Origin of the sequence: Paenibacillus kribbensis, from assembly GCF_002240415.1 — a bacterium.
Lineage (GTDB): Bacteria > Bacillota > Bacilli > Paenibacillales > Paenibacillaceae > Paenibacillus > Paenibacillus kribbensis.
This window is the reverse complement of record NZ_CP020028.1, coordinates 1,274,023-1,292,199: the sequence shown is the minus strand read 5'-3', so window position 1 is coordinate 1,292,199 and position 18,177 is coordinate 1,274,023. Positions and strand designations below refer to the sequence as shown.

Annotated in this window: 15 protein-coding genes; all 15 read right to left on the bottom strand. The window is 47.7% G+C overall.

Going from position 1 to position 18,177, the window contains the following annotated elements; genetic code table 11:
• Positions 1-29: 29 nt before the first annotated feature.
• Positions 30-1,586, bottom strand: a complete 1,557-nt coding sequence (gene cobA / locus B4V02_RS05930) for a uroporphyrinogen-III C-methyltransferase (RefSeq protein ID WP_094154100.1) — start codon at positions 1,584-1,586, stop codon at positions 30-32.
• Positions 1,587-1,590: 4 nt separating this feature from the next.
• Positions 1,591-2,517: a hydroxymethylbilane synthase gene (gene hemC, locus B4V02_RS05925; RefSeq protein ID WP_007431712.1), complete on the bottom strand. Its 927-nt coding sequence runs from the start codon at positions 2,515-2,517 to the stop codon at positions 1,591-1,593.
• Position 2,518: 1 nt separating this feature from the next.
• Positions 2,519-3,166, bottom strand: coding sequence for a precorrin-2 dehydrogenase/sirohydrochlorin ferrochelatase family protein (locus tag B4V02_RS05920; protein WP_094156948.1), 648 nt, complete (start codon positions 3,164-3,166; stop codon positions 2,519-2,521).
• A gap of 8 nt (positions 3,167-3,174) precedes the next feature.
• Positions 3,175-4,002 (bottom strand): cytochrome c biogenesis protein CcsA, encoded by an 828-nt coding sequence (ccsA, locus tag B4V02_RS05915; RefSeq protein WP_094154099.1) that lies wholly within the window; start codon positions 4,000-4,002, stop codon positions 3,175-3,177.
• 16 nt (positions 4,003-4,018) lie between these two features.
• Positions 4,019-5,413 carry a glutamyl-tRNA reductase gene (gene hemA / locus B4V02_RS05910; RefSeq protein WP_094154098.1) on the bottom strand — a complete coding sequence of 465 codons (1,395 nt, stop codon included), beginning with the start codon at positions 5,411-5,413 and terminating at the stop codon, positions 4,019-4,021.
• Between the two features lie 237 nt (positions 5,414-5,650).
• The gene (gene speD, locus B4V02_RS05905; RefSeq protein ID WP_068500902.1) at positions 5,651-6,049 is read right to left on the bottom strand and encodes an adenosylmethionine decarboxylase; all 399 of its coding nucleotides are present in this window, start codon (positions 6,047-6,049) and stop codon (positions 5,651-5,653) included.
• A gap of 268 nt (positions 6,050-6,317) precedes the next feature.
• Positions 6,318-6,905 (bottom strand): non-ribosomal peptide synthetase module, encoded by a 588-nt coding sequence (locus tag B4V02_RS05900; protein WP_094154097.1) that lies wholly within the window; start codon positions 6,903-6,905, stop codon positions 6,318-6,320.
• Positions 6,906-7,142: 237 nt separating this feature from the next.
• Entirely contained in the window at positions 7,143-7,754 is a 612-nt protein-coding gene (gene yihA, locus B4V02_RS05895; protein WP_094154096.1) for a ribosome biogenesis GTP-binding protein YihA/YsxC, read from the bottom strand.
• Between the two features lie 18 nt (positions 7,755-7,772).
• Positions 7,773-10,109, bottom strand: coding sequence for an endopeptidase La (gene lon / locus B4V02_RS05890; RefSeq protein ID WP_094154095.1), 2,337 nt, complete (start codon positions 10,107-10,109; stop codon positions 7,773-7,775).
• A 110-nt stretch (positions 10,110-10,219) separates the two neighbouring features.
• Entirely contained in the window at positions 10,220-11,947 is a 1,728-nt protein-coding gene (gene lonB, locus B4V02_RS05885; RefSeq protein WP_094154094.1) for an ATP-dependent protease LonB, read from the bottom strand.
• Positions 11,948-12,164: 217 nt separating this feature from the next.
• Positions 12,165-13,283 (bottom strand): flavodoxin-dependent (E)-4-hydroxy-3-methylbut-2-enyl-diphosphate synthase, encoded by a 1,119-nt coding sequence (gene ispG / locus B4V02_RS05880; RefSeq protein WP_094154093.1) that lies wholly within the window; start codon positions 13,281-13,283, stop codon positions 12,165-12,167.
• A gap of 109 nt (positions 13,284-13,392) precedes the next feature.
• On the bottom strand, positions 13,393-14,649 hold the full coding sequence (gene clpX, locus B4V02_RS05875; RefSeq protein ID WP_094154092.1) for an ATP-dependent protease ATP-binding subunit ClpX: 1,257 nt from the start codon (positions 14,647-14,649) through the stop codon (positions 13,393-13,395).
• Positions 14,650-14,661: 12 nt separating this feature from the next.
• Entirely contained in the window at positions 14,662-15,252 is a 591-nt protein-coding gene (gene clpP / locus B4V02_RS05870; RefSeq protein WP_007431724.1) for an ATP-dependent Clp endopeptidase proteolytic subunit ClpP, read from the bottom strand.
• Between the two features lie 407 nt (positions 15,253-15,659).
• Entirely contained in the window at positions 15,660-16,973 is a 1,314-nt protein-coding gene (gene tig / locus B4V02_RS05865) for a trigger factor (protein WP_094154091.1), read from the bottom strand.
• A 144-nt stretch (positions 16,974-17,117) separates the two neighbouring features.
• On the bottom strand, positions 17,118-18,053 hold the full coding sequence (locus B4V02_RS05860; protein ID WP_094154090.1) for a hypothetical protein: 936 nt from the start codon (positions 18,051-18,053) through the stop codon (positions 17,118-17,120).
• Positions 18,054-18,177: the final 124 nt, after the last annotated feature.

Below are 18,177 nucleotides of genomic sequence, written 5' to 3'. Positions count from 1 at the left end.
TCTATACATTCATTTGGTAAAAACACAAATTATAAAGTCACAGTAGTACTTGACTGCTTCCAGTCACACAGCGATTGGACCAGACTTTCAATGGTTGCCTTCTCAGACATAAAGCTGACGGTCAAACCGGCTTGGGTAGCTGTCTCGCCGGTTAAGGGACCAATTACTGCAATCGTAACTCCCTCCAGCAGCGACACCGGATCATCGACCCCCATTTGCCTGAGCGCTTCCATAAAAAAGGTTACAGTTGAGGAACTGGTAAAGGTAATGGCATGGATGGCGCGTTCCTCTAGCAGCTTGAGCAGCTCATCATCCTGTGTGTTGGCTGCCAGCACAGTCTGATACAGATCAGCCTCGGTTACCTCAAGCCCCATCTCTCTCAGCTTGTCTGGCAGCCAGGATCGAGCTAGATCACCTCTGGGGAGGAATACGTTCTGCCCTGCCTGCAAATCCTGCTCAAACGCTCCAAGCAAGCCCTCAGCCTGAAACGGACCTTCGATCTGTTCTGCTACGATTCCATGCGTCCGAAGTGCGGCTGCTGTAGCCGGACCAACTGCGGCAATACGCGCTTTGAACAGCGCACGCACATCCTTGCCCTGCTCCTCCAAGTGGGTGAAAAAGTACTCTACTCCGTTAACGCTGGTAAAGAACACCCAATCGTATTCAGGCAATCGTGCAAATGCCTTTTTAATTTGCTGTTTCGTCGGCTCGTCCGAAGGGACTACCGTCCGGATGACAGGGAACTCATAAGGCTCGCCGCCGAGTTCCTCAATCCGGCGAACCAGACTGCTGGCCTGTGCGCGTGCACGGGTGACCAAAATCCGCTTGCCGAACAAAGGCATATCCTCAGCCCATTTTAACTGTTCACGCTGCTTCACCACTTCTCCAACCACGATGACAGCGGGAGGCTGGAAATTAGCGGCCTTCACCTTGGCCTCGATATCCGCCAGCGTACCCACCAGTGTATCCTGCTCTGCACGAGTTCCCCAACGAATCAAAGCAACGGGTGTACTGGACGGCTTGCCGTGCTTCATCAGCTGCTCACTGATATAACCGATCTTCGCCACACCCATCATAAAGATCAGTGTGCCCGTTGCATTCGTTACTTTATCCCAATGAATACTTTGATCAAGTTTATCCGGACTTTCATGCCCTGTAATGATTGACAGCGACGAGGCCATATCCCGGTGTGTAACCGGAATGCCCGCATAGGCAGGCACGCTGATGGCTGAAGTGATACCGGGTATGATTTCATAGGAAATACCGTGTTTACGCAGCAGCCCGGCTTCCTCTCCAACCCGACCAAAGATGGTGGGGTCTCCCCCTTTGAGCCGAACAACCGTTTTCCCTTCCAGGGCCAGGTCCACCAGCAGCTGATTGATTTCCTCTTGCTTCATAGTGTGACGATCCGGCAGTTTGCCGACATATATTTTCTGTGCACCTGGCTTCATCAGCCCCAAAAGGCGTGGGCTTGCCAGTCTGTCATACACAATGACATCCCCCAGTTGAATACATTCCCATCCCTTGACCGTAATTAATCTCGCGTCTCCGGGCCCTGCGCCAACTAAATATACCTTCCCTGCCATATCATCATCCCCTTACCTGTGCCAAAATCTGTTCTGCTCCCTTGGCAATCAAGCTGGACGCCACCGCTTCTCCCAGCTTTTGCGGATCATCTCCCTGGAGCGTTTCCTTCAAAATAACCTCGCCATCCGGCGAGCCTACCATGCCCGTAAGGCGGATTTCTTGTCCAGCCCAGACCGCATGAGCCCCGATCGGCACTTGGCATCCCCCATTCAGTACGCCAAGAAAGGTTCGTTCTGCAGCAACCGTAGCCGAGGTATCCCGGTCATTGTAAAGCCGCAACAATGACAACAGCTCTTCATCGTCGGCACGGCATTCAATACCGAGCGCTCCCTGTCCAACGGCCGGCAAGCAGGCTTCCTCTGGTATATAGGACGTAATTCGCTCTTTCCAGCCCATTCGGTGCAAACCAGCCGCTGCCAAAATAATGGCGTCAAATCCTTCCGTCTCCAGCTTTTTCAGACGGGAATCAATATTGCCACGTACAGGCTCTAACTGTAGATCAGGTCGCATGGCTTTGATTTGACTGGCACGGCGCAGACTGCTCGTGCCTACTTTTGCTCCTTGAGGCAAATCCTCCAAGCTCTTGGCCCCGAGTGTAATTAGGCAATCACGCGGGTCCTCCCGGCGCGGTACAGCACCGTTGACAAGGCCTTCCGGCAATTCGGACGGCATATCCTTCATACTATGTACTGCCATATCAATCTCACCAGCCAGCATGGCCTGCTCAATTTCTTTAACAAAAAGGCCTTTGCCGCCTACTTTGGACAAGGTTACATCCAATATTCGATCGCCCTTGGTCAGTATTTTTTTGACGACAAACTGCAAAGCCAATCCATGCTCCGCGCACAGCGACTTCAAATCCTCAATGACATGCCCGGTCTGAGTTAGCGCAAGCGCGCTCTGTCTGCTGCCTACCACAATTGTTCGCATGTTATTCCTCCTGATTTTGCGCAATCCATTGGTATATCTCTTTTTCAGTCCAAGCGGTAAACTCATGACGTCGTATTTGATCCAAAATACCGCTGCTCGCCAGACGCCTCAGAAGCTTGGCCCTTTGCTGCGGAGAACTTACAGTACGTTTGATAATCTGTCGCATTTCGTACATAAAATCCAGATATGGCTCATATTCGCTGCCGAATAATGCTTCTAAAGCTGATGTAATATCAGCGGTTACAGCCGGACCTGCCCCTGCAGTGGAAACACTGATCGTCAGCCTCCCCCGCCGAAGGATGCCTGGCGTTATAAAGTCAGCCACTTCCGATTGGTCTGTCACATTTACCAGTATACCTCTTTGCCTGGCCTCATGCGCAACTGCATTATTCACTTCTCTCTGATTCGTTGTTGCATATACAAGAAAGGCCCCCTGGAGATCGCCCTCGCGATATACGCGATTTACCCAGTGGAGCTGCTTGTGATCGGCCAGAAGCTGTAAATCCGGCGTTATATTCGGGCTGATGACGGTAATGCATGCCCCGCTTCCTATCAGCCCCTTTACCTTGCGTTCCGCTACCCTGCCGCCGCCTACAATACAACAGATCTTATTTTTACAATTCAACGAAATCGGGACAAAATGTTGCAAACGCTCATTCACTCTCCCGTCCACTGATGAAATACAGACCAGGAATTCAGCAAAAAGTTAAGAATTAACAGGGTATAGCCCACTAATGCCCACTTTGCCATCACGAGTCCTGAACGCTGACTCCATCTTTTACTCACTAACAATACAATATACACGCACAAGGATATCGCTGTCATCAGCACTTTGCTATCCAGCAAAAGACGCCAGCGCTCCTCGGCAATAATAGAAATGACTGCAACGACAATAGAAACTCCGAGTAAAGGAGTGCCAATCAACAGGGCCTTATGCGTATACCGATCCATCATTTCGAGGCTTGGCAGACGCCTGATCGTGTCATTCCATTTCTTTACTTTCAATTTACGATGCAAAAACAGGTATAAGCCCGAAAATACAGCCGCTACTGTCATCGCTACAAAGCCGAGATTAGCCAACGCAATATGAATGAGCAGCAGCCCATGCACGGTATGCCAATTTGCGAGTGGGTTGTCGGTGGGCTCCATCCATATTTTATTGAGCACGAGTACCGCGAAGCTAATAATATTAAGCAGCAATACTGCAAATTCAGAATGTTGGTAGCGTGACAAAATCAAAGAAATCAGCACTAAAATAAATGAAAACAGAAATAAAAAATCGTAACTCACAAAAATAGGAAGGTGCCCCTCGTTCCAGGTTCTTATTCCCATATATACGAGCTGGAGCAAAAGAACGACAACAAGAAGCCCTGTACCTGTCCGTTTGGCATTCGCGTTGCGTCGAATTCCATCCGAGAATACAAACAGAAGGCTCAGGGCAAAAACATAAATCATTGAATCATATATAAGCATGCCTGAAGCCACGTCTGTACACCTACCTTTACAGGCCAGCCGGCGCTAACGAGGCTGGCGAGGCTTGAACCTGACCGGATGTTTCATGAACACCGGCCTCCGGTTTCATTAACGCGGATGCATCGCTTTTATCTACTTTCTGAGCGGCGTCCTCCAAACGATCCTCCAGAGCAAAAATGTGGCTAAACAACTCTAAGGCCTCATTCCCCTGCTTTTGGACTGCCAATTCCTTCACCCGATTGATAGGATCATGCATCATCTGGTTCAGCATGCTCTTCGTCAAGCGGCTAATCACTTTGCGTTGCCGTTCATCCAGCTCCGGAAGCTTGTTGAACAAGCTTTCCAGTGTATCCTGGTGCACGGATTCCGCTTTTTCCTGTAAAGCACGAATCACCGGACGCACTCCCATCGTTTTCAACCATTGATAAAATTCGCTAAGCTCGCCTTCGATCATATGCTCGATTTTGGCGGCCTCGGTACGACGCATTTCCAGATTGCTCTCCACGATACCTTCCAAATCATCAATATCGTATAGAAAAACGTTCCGCAATTCCCCAATAGCTGGGTCCAGATCACGCGGAACCGCGATATCGATCATAAACAAAGGGCGGGACTGACGTCTTTTCATACTGGCTTCAACCCGATCCCGATCCAGTATATATCCTTGGGCACCTGTCGAGCTGATAACTATGTCCACATCGGCCAACCGTTGAATGCCTTCCTCCATCGTAACCGGCGTTCCGTGAAACTTGGAGGCCAGGTCTTCCGCACGGGACAAAGTCCGGTTTGCCACAATAACCTCGGCTGCTCCGCCACTGTACAAATGCTTAACGGTAAGCTCGCTCATTTTACCTGCACCGAGAATCAGCACCTTCTTATCGGTAAACATACCGAAAATTCGCTTGCCCAGCTCAACTGCTGCATAGCTGACAGATACGGCGCTTTCTCCAATGGACGTCTCCGAGTGGGCACGCTTGCCCAATGTGACGGCTTGCTTAAACAACCTGTTAAACCATGTGGCCGTAATTTTCTGGGATTGAGCCTGAAGAAAAGCATTCTTCACTTGTCCCAAAATTTGAGTTTCCCCAATGACCATCGAATCCAGACCACAAGTCACCCGGAACAAATGCCGGATCGCCTGCTCATCCTCATATATATATAAATGCTGTGTAAATTGATCACGCGGAATGCCGAACCATTGCTCCATAAAACTGCGTATAAAATAACCGCACATGTGAAGGCGGTCCACCACGACATATATCTCAGTTCGATTGCAGGTTGCGACAACTACGCCCTCCAACACACTTTTAGTAAGTTTGAGTTGCTCCAGCGCTTTTGGCAAATCTTGTTCTGCAAATGTAAAACGCTCTCTGACTTCCACAGGCGCCGTACGATAATTCAACCCAACAACGACGATGTGCATTGCAAATTCACCTGCCTAAACTGTAATAAGAATAACCACTGTCATCATAAACTATGTTAATTATATCACAGAAGTCTGATTCTCCTCGGGCTGTTTTATGAATTGTTTATGAAAATTAGATGTATCCGCCACGCTCTATATCATTTGATTTAGTGTAGACTACTTTTAAAACAAATAACCATGGAAAATTCCATGGTTATGATATAGGACCACGCGAATGGCTCCATAAGAAACGAATTACACCAATTCAGCGCGCTTGCTCTCCGGTGATTCCACCTGAAGCTCTCCCAGGCCGCGAATCAGCTTCTTCGCATATGTTTTTTCCGGTTTTAGGACAGATACCAGGTAATCGATAGCCAGCTGCGGATCAACAGTCTCACCGCAGGTGTAACAATCAATAGCGGCAAATCCTCTCTCAGGATACGTATGAATAGAGAGATGGCTCTCCGACAACAGTACAAGCACAGTAGCTCCCTGTGGTTCGAATTGCTTGGATTGAACGGACATCACCGTTGCTCCGCAAGCTTCAGCAGCCTCAACCAATTGAGTCTCCAGAAACTGTGCATTATTCAGCAATTCAAACTCAACACCCCAAGTATCTACGGCAACGTGTCTTCCGAAAGTTGAGTACTCCAATTCCATCTTTCGGTTCCCCCTTCCTAGGAATAAAATGTTTGAAAAAAATTTCATCCGCTAGGACCTACGTCATTCACTTCCCGAGGGATAACCTCTCGCAACATTCAATGTCCTGAGTGAATCCTGGTTCCTATATTCATTTTCAACGAGATTAAAAATAACATCTATGTACAGCAAATGCAATCATTTTTTTGGAATAAAAAAGCCCCTTCCGGTAGCGAAGAGACTGCTCTGCATAACGATTCATTCCGGCCTGCCCAAGCCCAATTTAAGCTTCCAGCGCAAACAGCCTGGAGCAGCTCATCCGAAGCTTTTGATCAATCTGTTCCAGCTCCGAGAATGTACGAGCCAGATTCCGTTGATCCAGCAACGAATTAATGAGATTATACACGGCTGATATTTCATTTTCCACGTTGTGATGCTGAAAAAGCTGTTGTAGCTCCTGTACTGTGTTTTTATATTCAAATACCAGCTTGGAGCCTTCGGCATTCTTCTCCATAATTTTGCGAACAGTGCCTTCGTTATAAAAATACACCATTGTGAATCCTTGATACATCCGGTAAACAATGCCCTTACCCTTAAAGCGAACAAAAAGTTTACGTATAAACAAGGTTAGTTGCGGATGAATTAAGCAGCAAGTCAATTCACAGACATATTCTCCCTCTTTGGCCTCAAAAAACAAATGAACTTCCTCGCCCGCAGTATGCTCCAGAACGATTTCCTGTCCCCCGTTATCCAGCACTTTAATTCGGTAATGCACTTGGGGATCATCCACTGCCTGCAAAAATTCATCCATTTGAGTTTCCGACAAGGTCAAAGTGGTTTTTACATACTCTGTGGCTAACCGCTGAACCATACCAATCTCCTCAATTCTTTTCTGAACCTATAGTTCGAGCTTTACATTTTATTATACATCAGACCAACAGCGCTTTTCTTTCAAATCAGTTCACAAAAATCAGTCATTCATGAGAATTAAACGGAAAATATCTTCATTGAGGTGGCATTATCCCCGATATGCTCACTTTTCTGTTGAAAATCCACGTGATTGCTCAGCTATATATACGAAAAAGGACGCCCCAAGGGCGCCCTGCATTTACAATTCCGTCTGTTCTTCGTCGTCATTGCCTATATAGCCGGAGATGACAGACCACAGTTCTTCCTTGCCCATACCTTCTTCGGATGAAAAGGGGATAAACAATCCACCGGGAAGTATTCCGAGTTCCTGCTTAATGACTTTATAATGCTTTTCCCGTCGTGTTTTGGGGATTTTATCTGCCTTTGTACCTACAACACATACCGGAAGCCCGTTATGGCGCAGCCAATCATACATCATGATATCATCCTTGGATGGCGGATGGCGCAAATCAACCATTTGCAGCACCAGCTTGAGCTGCTCCCGCTCCAGCAAATAAGACTCGATCATCTGCCCCCAGGCTTTGCGGGACGTCTTGGATACTTTAGCGTAGCCGTAGCCGGGAAAATCGACAAAATAGAGATCATCATTAATCCGGTAATAATTGAGCTGTTGGGTTTTCCCTGGCGTAGAACTGGTGCGCGCCAAATTTTTGCGGCTAATCATGCGGTTAATCAATGAAGACTTCCCGACATTAGAGCGCCCTGCCAGAGCAATCTCTGGCAAAGCGTCTACAGGAAACTGATTGGGACCAACCGCACTAATAATAAATTCTGCTTTTGTTACTTTCATTGTGTCCTTAATTCCTCTCTAATGTACCCTTGCCTGCTCAACCAAAGCATGCTTCAGCACCTGATCCATATGGGCAACGGGAACGAATTCAACATCCTGCCGAATACTGTCGGGAATATCCTTCAAATCCCGTTCATTATCTTTGGGAAGCAGAATTTTTTTGTAGCCTGCCCGGTGAGCTGCCAGCGACTTCTCTTTCAAACCACCAATCGGCAGCACGCGACCGCGCAGGGTAATTTCGCCCGTCATAGCCACATCCTTCGATACATGCCGGTTGGTCAATGCCGAAATCAATGCCGTAGCAATGGTGATTCCAGCAGAAGGTCCATCCTTCGGAATCGCTCCCTCAGGAATATGGATGTGAATATCATTTTTTTCATAAAAGTCCGGTTCAATGCCCAGCTCGATCGCTTTGGAACGAGTATAGCTGAATGCCGCCTGTGCGGATTCCTTCATCACATCTCCAAGCTTACCCGTAAGAATCAGTTTACCGCTACCAGGCACAACCGTCACTTCAATCATCAGCGTTTCACCACCGACCTCTGTCCATGCCAGGCCTGTAACCGTACCGATCTGATCCTCCAGCTCCGCTACGCCGTAACGGAATTTGGCGATGCCCAAATAATCTTTCAGATTATCCGGTGTGACTTGAATCGATCCTTCCCCACCAGATACAACTGACTTCGCAGCCTTACGGCATAGGGAGGCCAGTTGCTGTTCGAGATTCCGCACGCCGGATTCACGGGTATATTCGCGAATGACACGCAGCAAGGTATCCTCGCCGATGACCAACTGCTCCTCTTCTAAACCATGCTCTCTCTTCTGCTTGGGCAGTAGATAACGATTGGCAATCTCCAGCTTTTCCAGTTCGGTATAGCCAGGAATATAAAGTGTCTCCATACGGTCCATAAGCGGGCGCGGGATATTGTGTGCAGCATTGGCTGTCGTCACAAACATCACATTGGATAGATCAAATGGCAGCTCGACAAAATGGTCGCTGAACGTATTGTTTTGTTCGGGATCAAGCACTTCCAGCAATGCTGCTGATGGATCTCCCCGAAAATCGGAAGCCATTTTATCAATCTCATCCAGCAAAAAGACCGGATTGGACGTGCCTGCCGTCTTCATCCCCTGAATGATACGCCCCGGCATCGCACCAACATAGGTCCGGCGATGGCCACGGATTTCTGCTTCATCCCGCACACCACCGAGGGAGATGCGAACAAATTCCCGCCCCATGGATTTGGCAATCGAACGAGCCAGCGAGGTCTTGCCGACCCCTGGCGGACCTACGAGACACAGAATCGGTCCCTTGATGGTCTTCACCAGCTTGCGCACAGCCAAGTACTCCAGTACCCGCTCCTTCGGTTTATCCAGTCCGTAGTGGTCATGATTCAGCACCTCTTCGGCCTTGGCAATATCCAGGTCATCATCGGTAAACGTATTCCATGGCAAGCTTAACAGCCAATCGACGTAATTGCGGATGACGCCACCCTCGGCGGAGCTTGCAGGCATTTTTTCCAGACGGTCGATTTCCTTTTCGACCTTCTCTTTTACCGGAACAGGCAGCTCCAGCTCACTCAACTGGTTGCGTAGCTCTTCAACTTCTCCTGCACGACCTTCCTTCTCGCCAAGCTCCTTCTGAATCGCCTTCATTTGTTCACGCAGATAATATTCCTTCTGCGTCTTTTCCATTTGCTTTTTCACTCGCTGGCTGATTTTACGTTCCAGCTCCAGAACCTCGCGCTCGTTGTTCAAAATATCCAGAAGCTTCTCCAGACGCTGAGTTACGTCGATCGTCTCCAGGATATCCTGCTTTTCCTTAATCTTGAGCGTCAGATGGCTTGTGATTACGTCTGCCAGCCGTCCAGGCTCCTCAATATCGGATACCGCAGCAAGTGTCTCGGGCGTTACCTTTTTGGACAAGTTGATATAATGCTCGAACTGGGTCAATACAGTGCGCATCAGCGCATCCGTCTCGGGCTGCACGTTTTCTGCCTCATGCAGTTCCTTGGCCAGTACCTCGTAATATTCTTCATTGTCCGTATATTGGATAATCTCGGCACGTTCCAGCCCTTCCACCAGCACCCGAATCGTTCCGTTAGGAAGCTTGAGCATCTGGCGCACCTTGGCTACCGTGCCGACTCGAAAAATATCCTCTTGTGTGGGTTCTTCAATATTTACCTCTGATTGAGAACACAGGAGAATCAAATTGTCTTCAACCATCGCTTTTTCCAAAGCCTTGACCGATTTTTCCCGGCCCACATCGAGATGCAGAACCATGCTCGGGTAGACCAGAAGTCCTCTTAAAGGCAGCAAAGGAAAACGACGACCTTTTGTCTTGATGGGTCCCATCGCTTTCGCACCTCCAGTGATTCTCAGGTTCCGGATTTTACAATCCTCACGTTGTTATCTTTCATATTTTATCAAATGTTAAATAAAAAAACCAATGAAAGAGCCACTTATTAGCAAGATCCTGTATCGGAAATCGTTCCATTATGCGTTCCATCCGCCTGCAGCAACGAAGATTGGGATGGGCGAAAAGTCTCAATTGGCGCATGCACAGGTGATTCCGACGTCATTTCTTGCCCAAACACATGACGGAATACTTCGGTAACCGACTGTACGGGGATGACCAGTAAGCCCTCAACACTATCAAAAAGAGCTTGCCAGTTTTCCTGCGGAATGATCACCTTTTTGGCTCCTGCCTGAAAAGCTGCCTCGACCTTGGCTAATACGCCGCCAATCGGTTTGACACGGCCGTGGATGCTAACCTCGCCAGTCATCGCAATTTCGTGATCCACCGGAATTCCCCGTATGGCGGATGCAATAGCTGTTGCCATTGCGATTCCTGCAGACGGACCGTCTACTGGTGTGCCCCCGGGGAAATTGATATGCAGATCGTAATTCGACGGAGACAATCCGAGTGTACGCAAAACGGTCAGTACATTTTCCACAGAACCTTTAGCCATGCTCTTGCGTCGCAGTGTACGGGAGCCACCCCCAATTTCCTCCTCATCGACTACGCCCGTAATATTGTAGCTTCCTTTTCCTTCAGGAACCGGAACCGCCGTAACCTCAATTTCCAGCAGCATCCCCATATTTGGACCGTATACAGCTAATCCGTTAACAAACCCGATTTGCGGCACACCCGGTACTTTTCGATCAGGACGTGGTTGAATTTGACTGCTTCCTGCAACCCATTCCACATCAGACGCATTGAGACGTTCCCGCTTCTCAGTGAGCGCCAAGCCAGCGGCAAGCTGGATCATATTGACTGCCTCCCGACCATTCGTAGCGTAACGCTGTACGACTTCTACCGCCTCGGGACAAGGCCCAAAGCCCAGCTTGTGGACAGCATCCTCAGCAATGCGAGCAATCTCCTGCGGCTGAAGGGCACGAAAATAAATTTCCATACAACGGGAACGGATGGCAGGTGGCAGCTCATGCGGAGAACGAGTGGTCGCACCTACCAGACGAAAATCCGCTGGCAATCCATTTTGAAAAATATCGTGGATGTAGGCAGGAGTATGCGTGTCTTCCGAGTTGTAATACGCACTTTCCAAAAATACCTTGCGGTCCTCCAGCACTTTCAACAGCTTATTCATCTGCGTCGGGTGCAATTCACCGATTTCATCAATAAACAGCATGCCGCCATGCGCCTTCGTTACAGCGCCAGGCTTAGGCTGCGGAATACCCGCTACCCCCATAGCTCCAGCCCCTTGATAAATGGGATCATGCACCGAGCCAATTAACGGGTCTGCAATGCCACGCTCATCAAAACGGGCCGTCGTGGCGTCAATCTCCGTGAATTTCGCATCAGCCTTGAATGGAGAGGACAGATTTTTCTTCGCCTCTTCCAGCACTACGCGCGCAGCAGCCGTCTTCCCTACTCCCGGCGGGCCATAAATAATGACATGCTGTGGATTCGCACTACATAAGGCCGCCTTGAGCGCACGCAGTCCGTCCTTCTGTCCGACGATATCCTGTAACGTTGCTGGCCGAGTACGTTCCGCCAACGGCTTGGTCAGTGAGATGGAGCGCAGCTTGCGCAGCTTATCCAGCTCCTTCCGGGACTCCCGGTCCACCGCACTACGGTTCGTTTTCTGGCTCCGCAGGAGATTCCAGAAATACAGACCGATGACAATCCCGAAAAACATTTGTACCAACAACAAAATCATAGTCAAGTCCATTGTATTTCCTCCGTTTCTCATCTCAGCAATTTGAAAAATGCTGCTCTATGAAAGACAGTATTTCCTTTTCCGCGATAGCTAAACGGCAGTCTTTCAAAAGATCAGAGGGAAAATACAAAAATACCGTGAAGAACAATTCTGTAGCAGAACTGTTCTTCACGGCGATGATATAATGACCATAAAGTATGATTATACTCCTGTATAAAACTGATTGGGTCTATACTTTCTCAGCTGTATGGCGTTCTTCGCGCCCAGGGATTTTGCCTGTCTCTTCATACGCTTTGACGATGACATCAATTTCTTTTTTCAATTCATCAACCATGTCAGCCTCGGGCACTTTGCGGATCATTTTACCGTAACGGAACAAAAGCCCTTCCCCGCGTGCTCCAGCAATGCCGATATCCGCTTCCTTCGCTTCACCCGGACCATTTACTGCACAGCCCAGCACCGATACTTTAATCGGCACCTTGAGTTTGGCAATATAGTCCTCTACCTCGTTGGCAATAGAGAACAGATCGATATCCAGACGTCCGCAAGTTGGACAGGAAATCAATGTCGCAGCGTTGGTGATCAGTCCAAACGTTTTGAGCAGTTCCCGTGCAACCTTCACTTCTTCCACCGGATCGGCACTGAGTGAAATACGCATCGTGGAGCCGATGCCTGATGCCAGCAAGGCCCCCATCCCCGCCGCACTTTTGACCGTTCCGGTAAAGAGCGTACCTGCTTCGGTGATACCCAGATGGAGCGGATACTTGATAATTCCAGCGGCCTTCGTATAAGCGGCAATCGCCATGGGTACGTCAGATGCTTTCAGAGATACGATAATATCGTGGAAATCAAGCTCCTCCAAAATACTGATATGGTACAGCGCGCTTTCTACCATCGCTTCTGGCGTCGGATAACCGTACTTATCCAGCAAATGCTGCTCCAATGATCCGGCATTGACACCAATCCGAATCGGAATCCCTTTTTCCTTACACGCATTAACGACAGCCTCCACTTTTTCGCGTCGACCAATATTGCCTGGATTAATGCGGACCTTGTCAATTCCGTTTTCAATCGCCAGTAGAGCCAGCTTGTAATTAAAATGAATATCCGCGACGAGCGGAATATGAATCCGTTTTTTAATTTCCTTAATGGCAGCGGCTGCTTCCTCATTGTTGACCGTAACCCGCACCAGTTGACATCCGGCTTCCTCCAAGCGAAGAATCTCGGCTACCGTAGCTTCCACATCTGCTGTTTTGGTTGTACACATACTTTGGATAATGACTTCATTGCTGCCGCCAATCGTCAGATTCCCGACTTTAACGGGACGTGTGTCTTGTCTTAAGAACATGTACTTTTCTCTCCCATTAACACCAAACCTCCACCCCTTAAAACCTCATACGGTTTAGTGAAGTGGAGATTCGGCTTCTCATGTTTTAGAGATCGCGAAGTATCAATCCTTAGGCGCTCTCTTCTTGTTTTTTATCCTTATCTGTACCACCGAGTTCCGGTGCGATTTTTTCTTTTACTACCTGCTCGTTGATGACGCAAGTCGTCACATCATCACGGGAAGGAACTTCATACATGACGTCGAGCATAATACCTTCAATGATCGCGCGAAGACCACGGGCACCCGTGTTACGCTTGATCGCCTCACGAGCAATGGCTTCCAGAGCATCTTGCTTAAACTCCAGCTGCACATTATCCAGTTCCAGCATCTTCTGGTATTGCTTGGTTAACGCATTTTTCGGCTCCGACAAAATACGAACCAATGTTTTCTCATCAAGCGGCTCCAGCGTAGAAATGACTGGCAAACGTCCTACGAATTCCGGAATCAGCCCGAATTTCAACAGATCCTCAGGCAATACCATGGAAGTATATTCGCCTGGCTTCAGATCTTTTTGTTCGCTAGTGGCATTAAAGCCAATGACCTTTTTACCGATACGGCGTTTGATCATTTGCTCCAGACCGTCAAAGGCGCCACCGCAAATAAACAGGATATTTGTGGTGTCAATTTGAATGAACTCTTGATGCGGATGCTTGCGGCCACCTTGCGGAGGTACAGAAGCAACCGTGCCTTCCAAAATTTTAAGCAGCGCCTGCTGTACACCTTCTCCCGATACGTCGCGCGTAATGGACGGGTTTTCGGATTTACGGGCTACTTTATCAATTTCGTCAATGTAGATGATGCCGCGCTCGGCTTTTTCCACATCATAATCGGCTGCTTGAATCAATTTCAGCAAAATGTTTTCAACGTCTTCACCTACATAACCGGCTTCCGTGAGGGAAGTGGCATCTGCAATAGCAAAAGGTACGTTCAAAATTTTAGCCATGGTTTGCGCAAGCAACGTTTTACCCGAACCTGTAGGTCCAAGCATCAGAATGTTGCTTTTTTGCAACTCTACATCATCAATTTTGTTTTGTGTATTAATACGTTTGTAATGGTTATATACCGCTACAGACAACGATTTTTTCGCTTGATCCTGACCAATGACATATTGATCCAAAATCTCACGGATTTGCATCGGTTTCGGAATGTCTTTCAGATCTACTTCTTCTTCATGACCCAATTCCTCTTCCACAATCTCCGTGCACAGCTCAATGCATTCGTCACATATATATACACCTGGTCCGGCAACAAGCTTGCGAACCTGATCTTGAGATTTGCCGCAGAAAGAACATTTCAATTGTCCTTTTTCATCATTAAATTTAAACATAGAGCCACCCCTTTACAGATTAATCGGTTTAGACAGCACCTGGTCAATGATACCATATGCTTTTGCCTCTTCTGCTTCCATGAAGAAATCCCGGTCAGTATCACGTTCGATTTTTTCGAGGGGCTGACCCGTACGCTCTACATAGATTTGATTCAGCTTGGCACGTGTTTTGATAATCCAGTCCGCATGGATCAGCATATCAGAGGCTTGCCCCTGAATGCCGCCGAGCGGCTGATGGATCATAACCTCACTGTTGGTAAGCGCATATCTTTTGCCTGGTGCACCCGCTGTGAGCAACAAAGAACCCATACTTGCAGCCATGCCTACACAGATCGTTGATACGTCCGGCTTAATAAATTGCATTGTATCATATATACCCATGCCCGCAGTTACAGAACCGCCCGGCGAGTTAATATACAAATTGATATCCTTCTCCGGATCTTCCGCAGCAAGGAACAATAGCTGTGCAATGACGAGATTGGCGACATCGTCATCAATCGGGCCACTTAGGAAAATAATGCGATCCTTAAGCAACCGCGAGTAAATATCGTAAGATCGTTCTCCTCGATTCGTTTGTTCCACAACCATAGGGACGAGACTCATCACGACCAACCTCTTTTCTTAATTAAAATGAACACCTGTATTCATCCGCTTCCTTAAGTCCCATTAAAACGAAAGCGGCGAGCATGAAACGTGAACACCTTACAAAATATTTTAACATGTTCAGAGTCTCGTGTCATATTTGCATCCGCTCATCTAAAGTGCGGCTGTTTACAATACGCTCTGCCGAGACCTTCTCATATTTAACCATGTTTCGTATGTATGTGCAAATGTACAGTAGTGACTTATGTAAAACACGAAAACACCACTTACAGCCCTTTCCATAAACGACTAAAATTTAGGTTTCCTAAGGTAAAAATAAGGCACGTAACTTTCACTACGTGCCTTACCCCTATCTAATTACTACGTTGCAGCCTGTAACAGCATACCCGTATATTTTATCGTTTGAATTACTCAGCAGCTGCAGCTGGTGCTTCAACTTCTTTGCTGTTTTCCACCAGCAAAGCAATTGTTTTGCGCAGTGAGATCTCTTCTTTCAAGTTGGCAAACGAGCCGTTACTTTCCAGAATACTGCGGATTTCTTCAACAGAACGTTTGTAAGCATCAGCCATGTTTTTCAGCTCTTCATCAATTTCCGCTTCGGAAACTTCGATGTTTTCTGCCTTAGCCACTTGCTCCAGCACGAGGTTGTTACGTACGCGCTTCTCAGCATCAGTTTTCATTTGCTCTTCCAGGTCTTCCTTGCTTTGACCGGAGAAGCCGAGGAACATTTCAAGGTTCATGCCTTGGCTGCGCAGACGGTTGTCGAAATCGCGAACCATGTTTTGCACTTCACTCTTGACCATTGCTTCAGGAATGTCGATGGTTGCATTCTCAGCAACTTTCTCCACTACAGCACCCTCACGAGCTGCTTTAGCTTCATTTTCCTTACGCTCCAGCAATTGCTTTTTCAGGTCTTCCTTGAATTCAGCCAATGTGTCAAATTCACTTACATCTTTAGCAAATTCATCGTCCAGTTCAGGAAGAACTTTGCGTTTCAGCTCATGAACTTTCACTTTGAATACAGCTTGTTTACCAGCCAGGTCAGCAGAATGGTAGTTCTCAGGGAACGTTACTTCAACGTCCTTGGAATCGCCAGTATGCAAACCAATCACTTGATCTTCAAAGCCAGGGATGAATGTGTTGGAGCCCAGCTCCAGAGAATACTTCTCTGCTTGTCCGCCTTCGAACTGTACGCCGTCTACGGAACCGTCGAAGTCGATAATAGCTGTATCGCCGGATTGAGCAGCATCTTCATCAACGACAACCAATTCAGCATGACGTTGTTGCAGGCGCTCCAGCTCTTGAGTCAGCTCTTCGTCGCTTACTTCGATTTTGCTTACAGGCACTTCTACGCCTTTGTACTCGCCCAAAGTAACTTCAGGCTTAACTGTCACCTTCGCTTTGAATTTGAAAGATTCGCCTTTAGCAAATTGATCAATTTCAACGTCCGGGCTATCAACCGGGAAAATGTCCGTTTGCTCTACAGCTTCACCATAAGCTTCTGGCAGCAGGAAGTCGATTGCATCCTGATACAAGCTTTCAATACCATAGCGTTTTTCAAAAATAGGGCGTGGTACCTTTCCTTTACGGAATCCTGGTACACTTACTTGCTTTACCACTTTATTAAAAGCTTTGTCGAGTGCAGCGGCTACACGATCCGCGTCAACCTCAACTTCAAGAACCCCAAGGTTCTTCTCTATTTTCTCCCAAGTTGCTTTCATTTTATGCTTTCCCCTCCAACAAAATCTTCACTTAGTTTTCATTTCAATCAACGCACACAAAATAACCATTATAGTATATCTAACATTACTGTCTTTTTCAAGAGCAGCCCTTTCAATGCTTTACAGGTAAACGTTTCCGGTCATTCAAAGAGTATTCATTCCCGCAGCTACAAAGAGCCGCATTGACCGATACGCCTGCTCAAAACGGAAGCGCAGCGCATCTGTAATGCCGTAAATAGCACGTGTTTCTTCCTCATTGTTGTTTCCACCCAAACTCTCTGAAACCGTCTGGTGAAGAGCTGCCGCCCAAATATCCTGTATTCCGTCCTCTTCCACCAGCATCGATCTGTAATCATTCGTACCATATACAGCCATTACAAACTGCGACCACAGCTCCTGCGCAAAATAGAACAGCGTAGGCTCATGCACCTCGGTCTGATCAGCTACCCGTTCCAAAATACGCATAATCTGTTCAGGAAAATCACCTGGTTGAAGCGGAACAGCTTCAATATCGATCTCCGCTTTTTCATCTCCCCGTCTGATTTCTATTATCCCTTCCATTCCACGTCGTCGCATGGTCTGCAAAATTCGGAATTGGAGGAGAGGATGGATTTCCCGTTCCTTTATCCAGCGAAGCAAGGCATCGTCAATTTCCGGCAGCTCCAGATAGGACAACTGCTCAAGTGCTAAAATCGTCTGTTCGGATAATGGTCCATCCATAGCCATCTGCAGAAGCTTATTGCCATACCCTGCATCCTGCTCTTGCTTAAAGCGTGCATGGCGGCGAGCCAATTCTACTTCGCCCACCTCGTCTTCTTCCACAACGTCCGTTACTCCCCCACTGTCAACATACTGTGGAAAGGCAGCTTCCAGCCATTGTAATAGAGCATCCCATTCATCGTATTGTTTCTGCTCCTGTCCCTGACACTGCATTAAAAAACGCAGCATCGCCATCGCCTCTCCGTAACGTTCGTTTTCAAGCATCACAGTAAGTTGAATTTGATAATAGTCCAGTGTCTTTGGAAACAATACAATATTGTTTTCTTTTGTCGTCACCTTGGAGTCCTTTATTAAAGGCACCCCCTCTCCTCCGCAAGCTAAAGTATTTGTAGATTATATGAGAAACAGCAGCTTAAGTCCAACCACTCGTCTTCCGCATATTCACCTGTATTCTAACATACCCTTTTATAAGGCAAAAAAAACC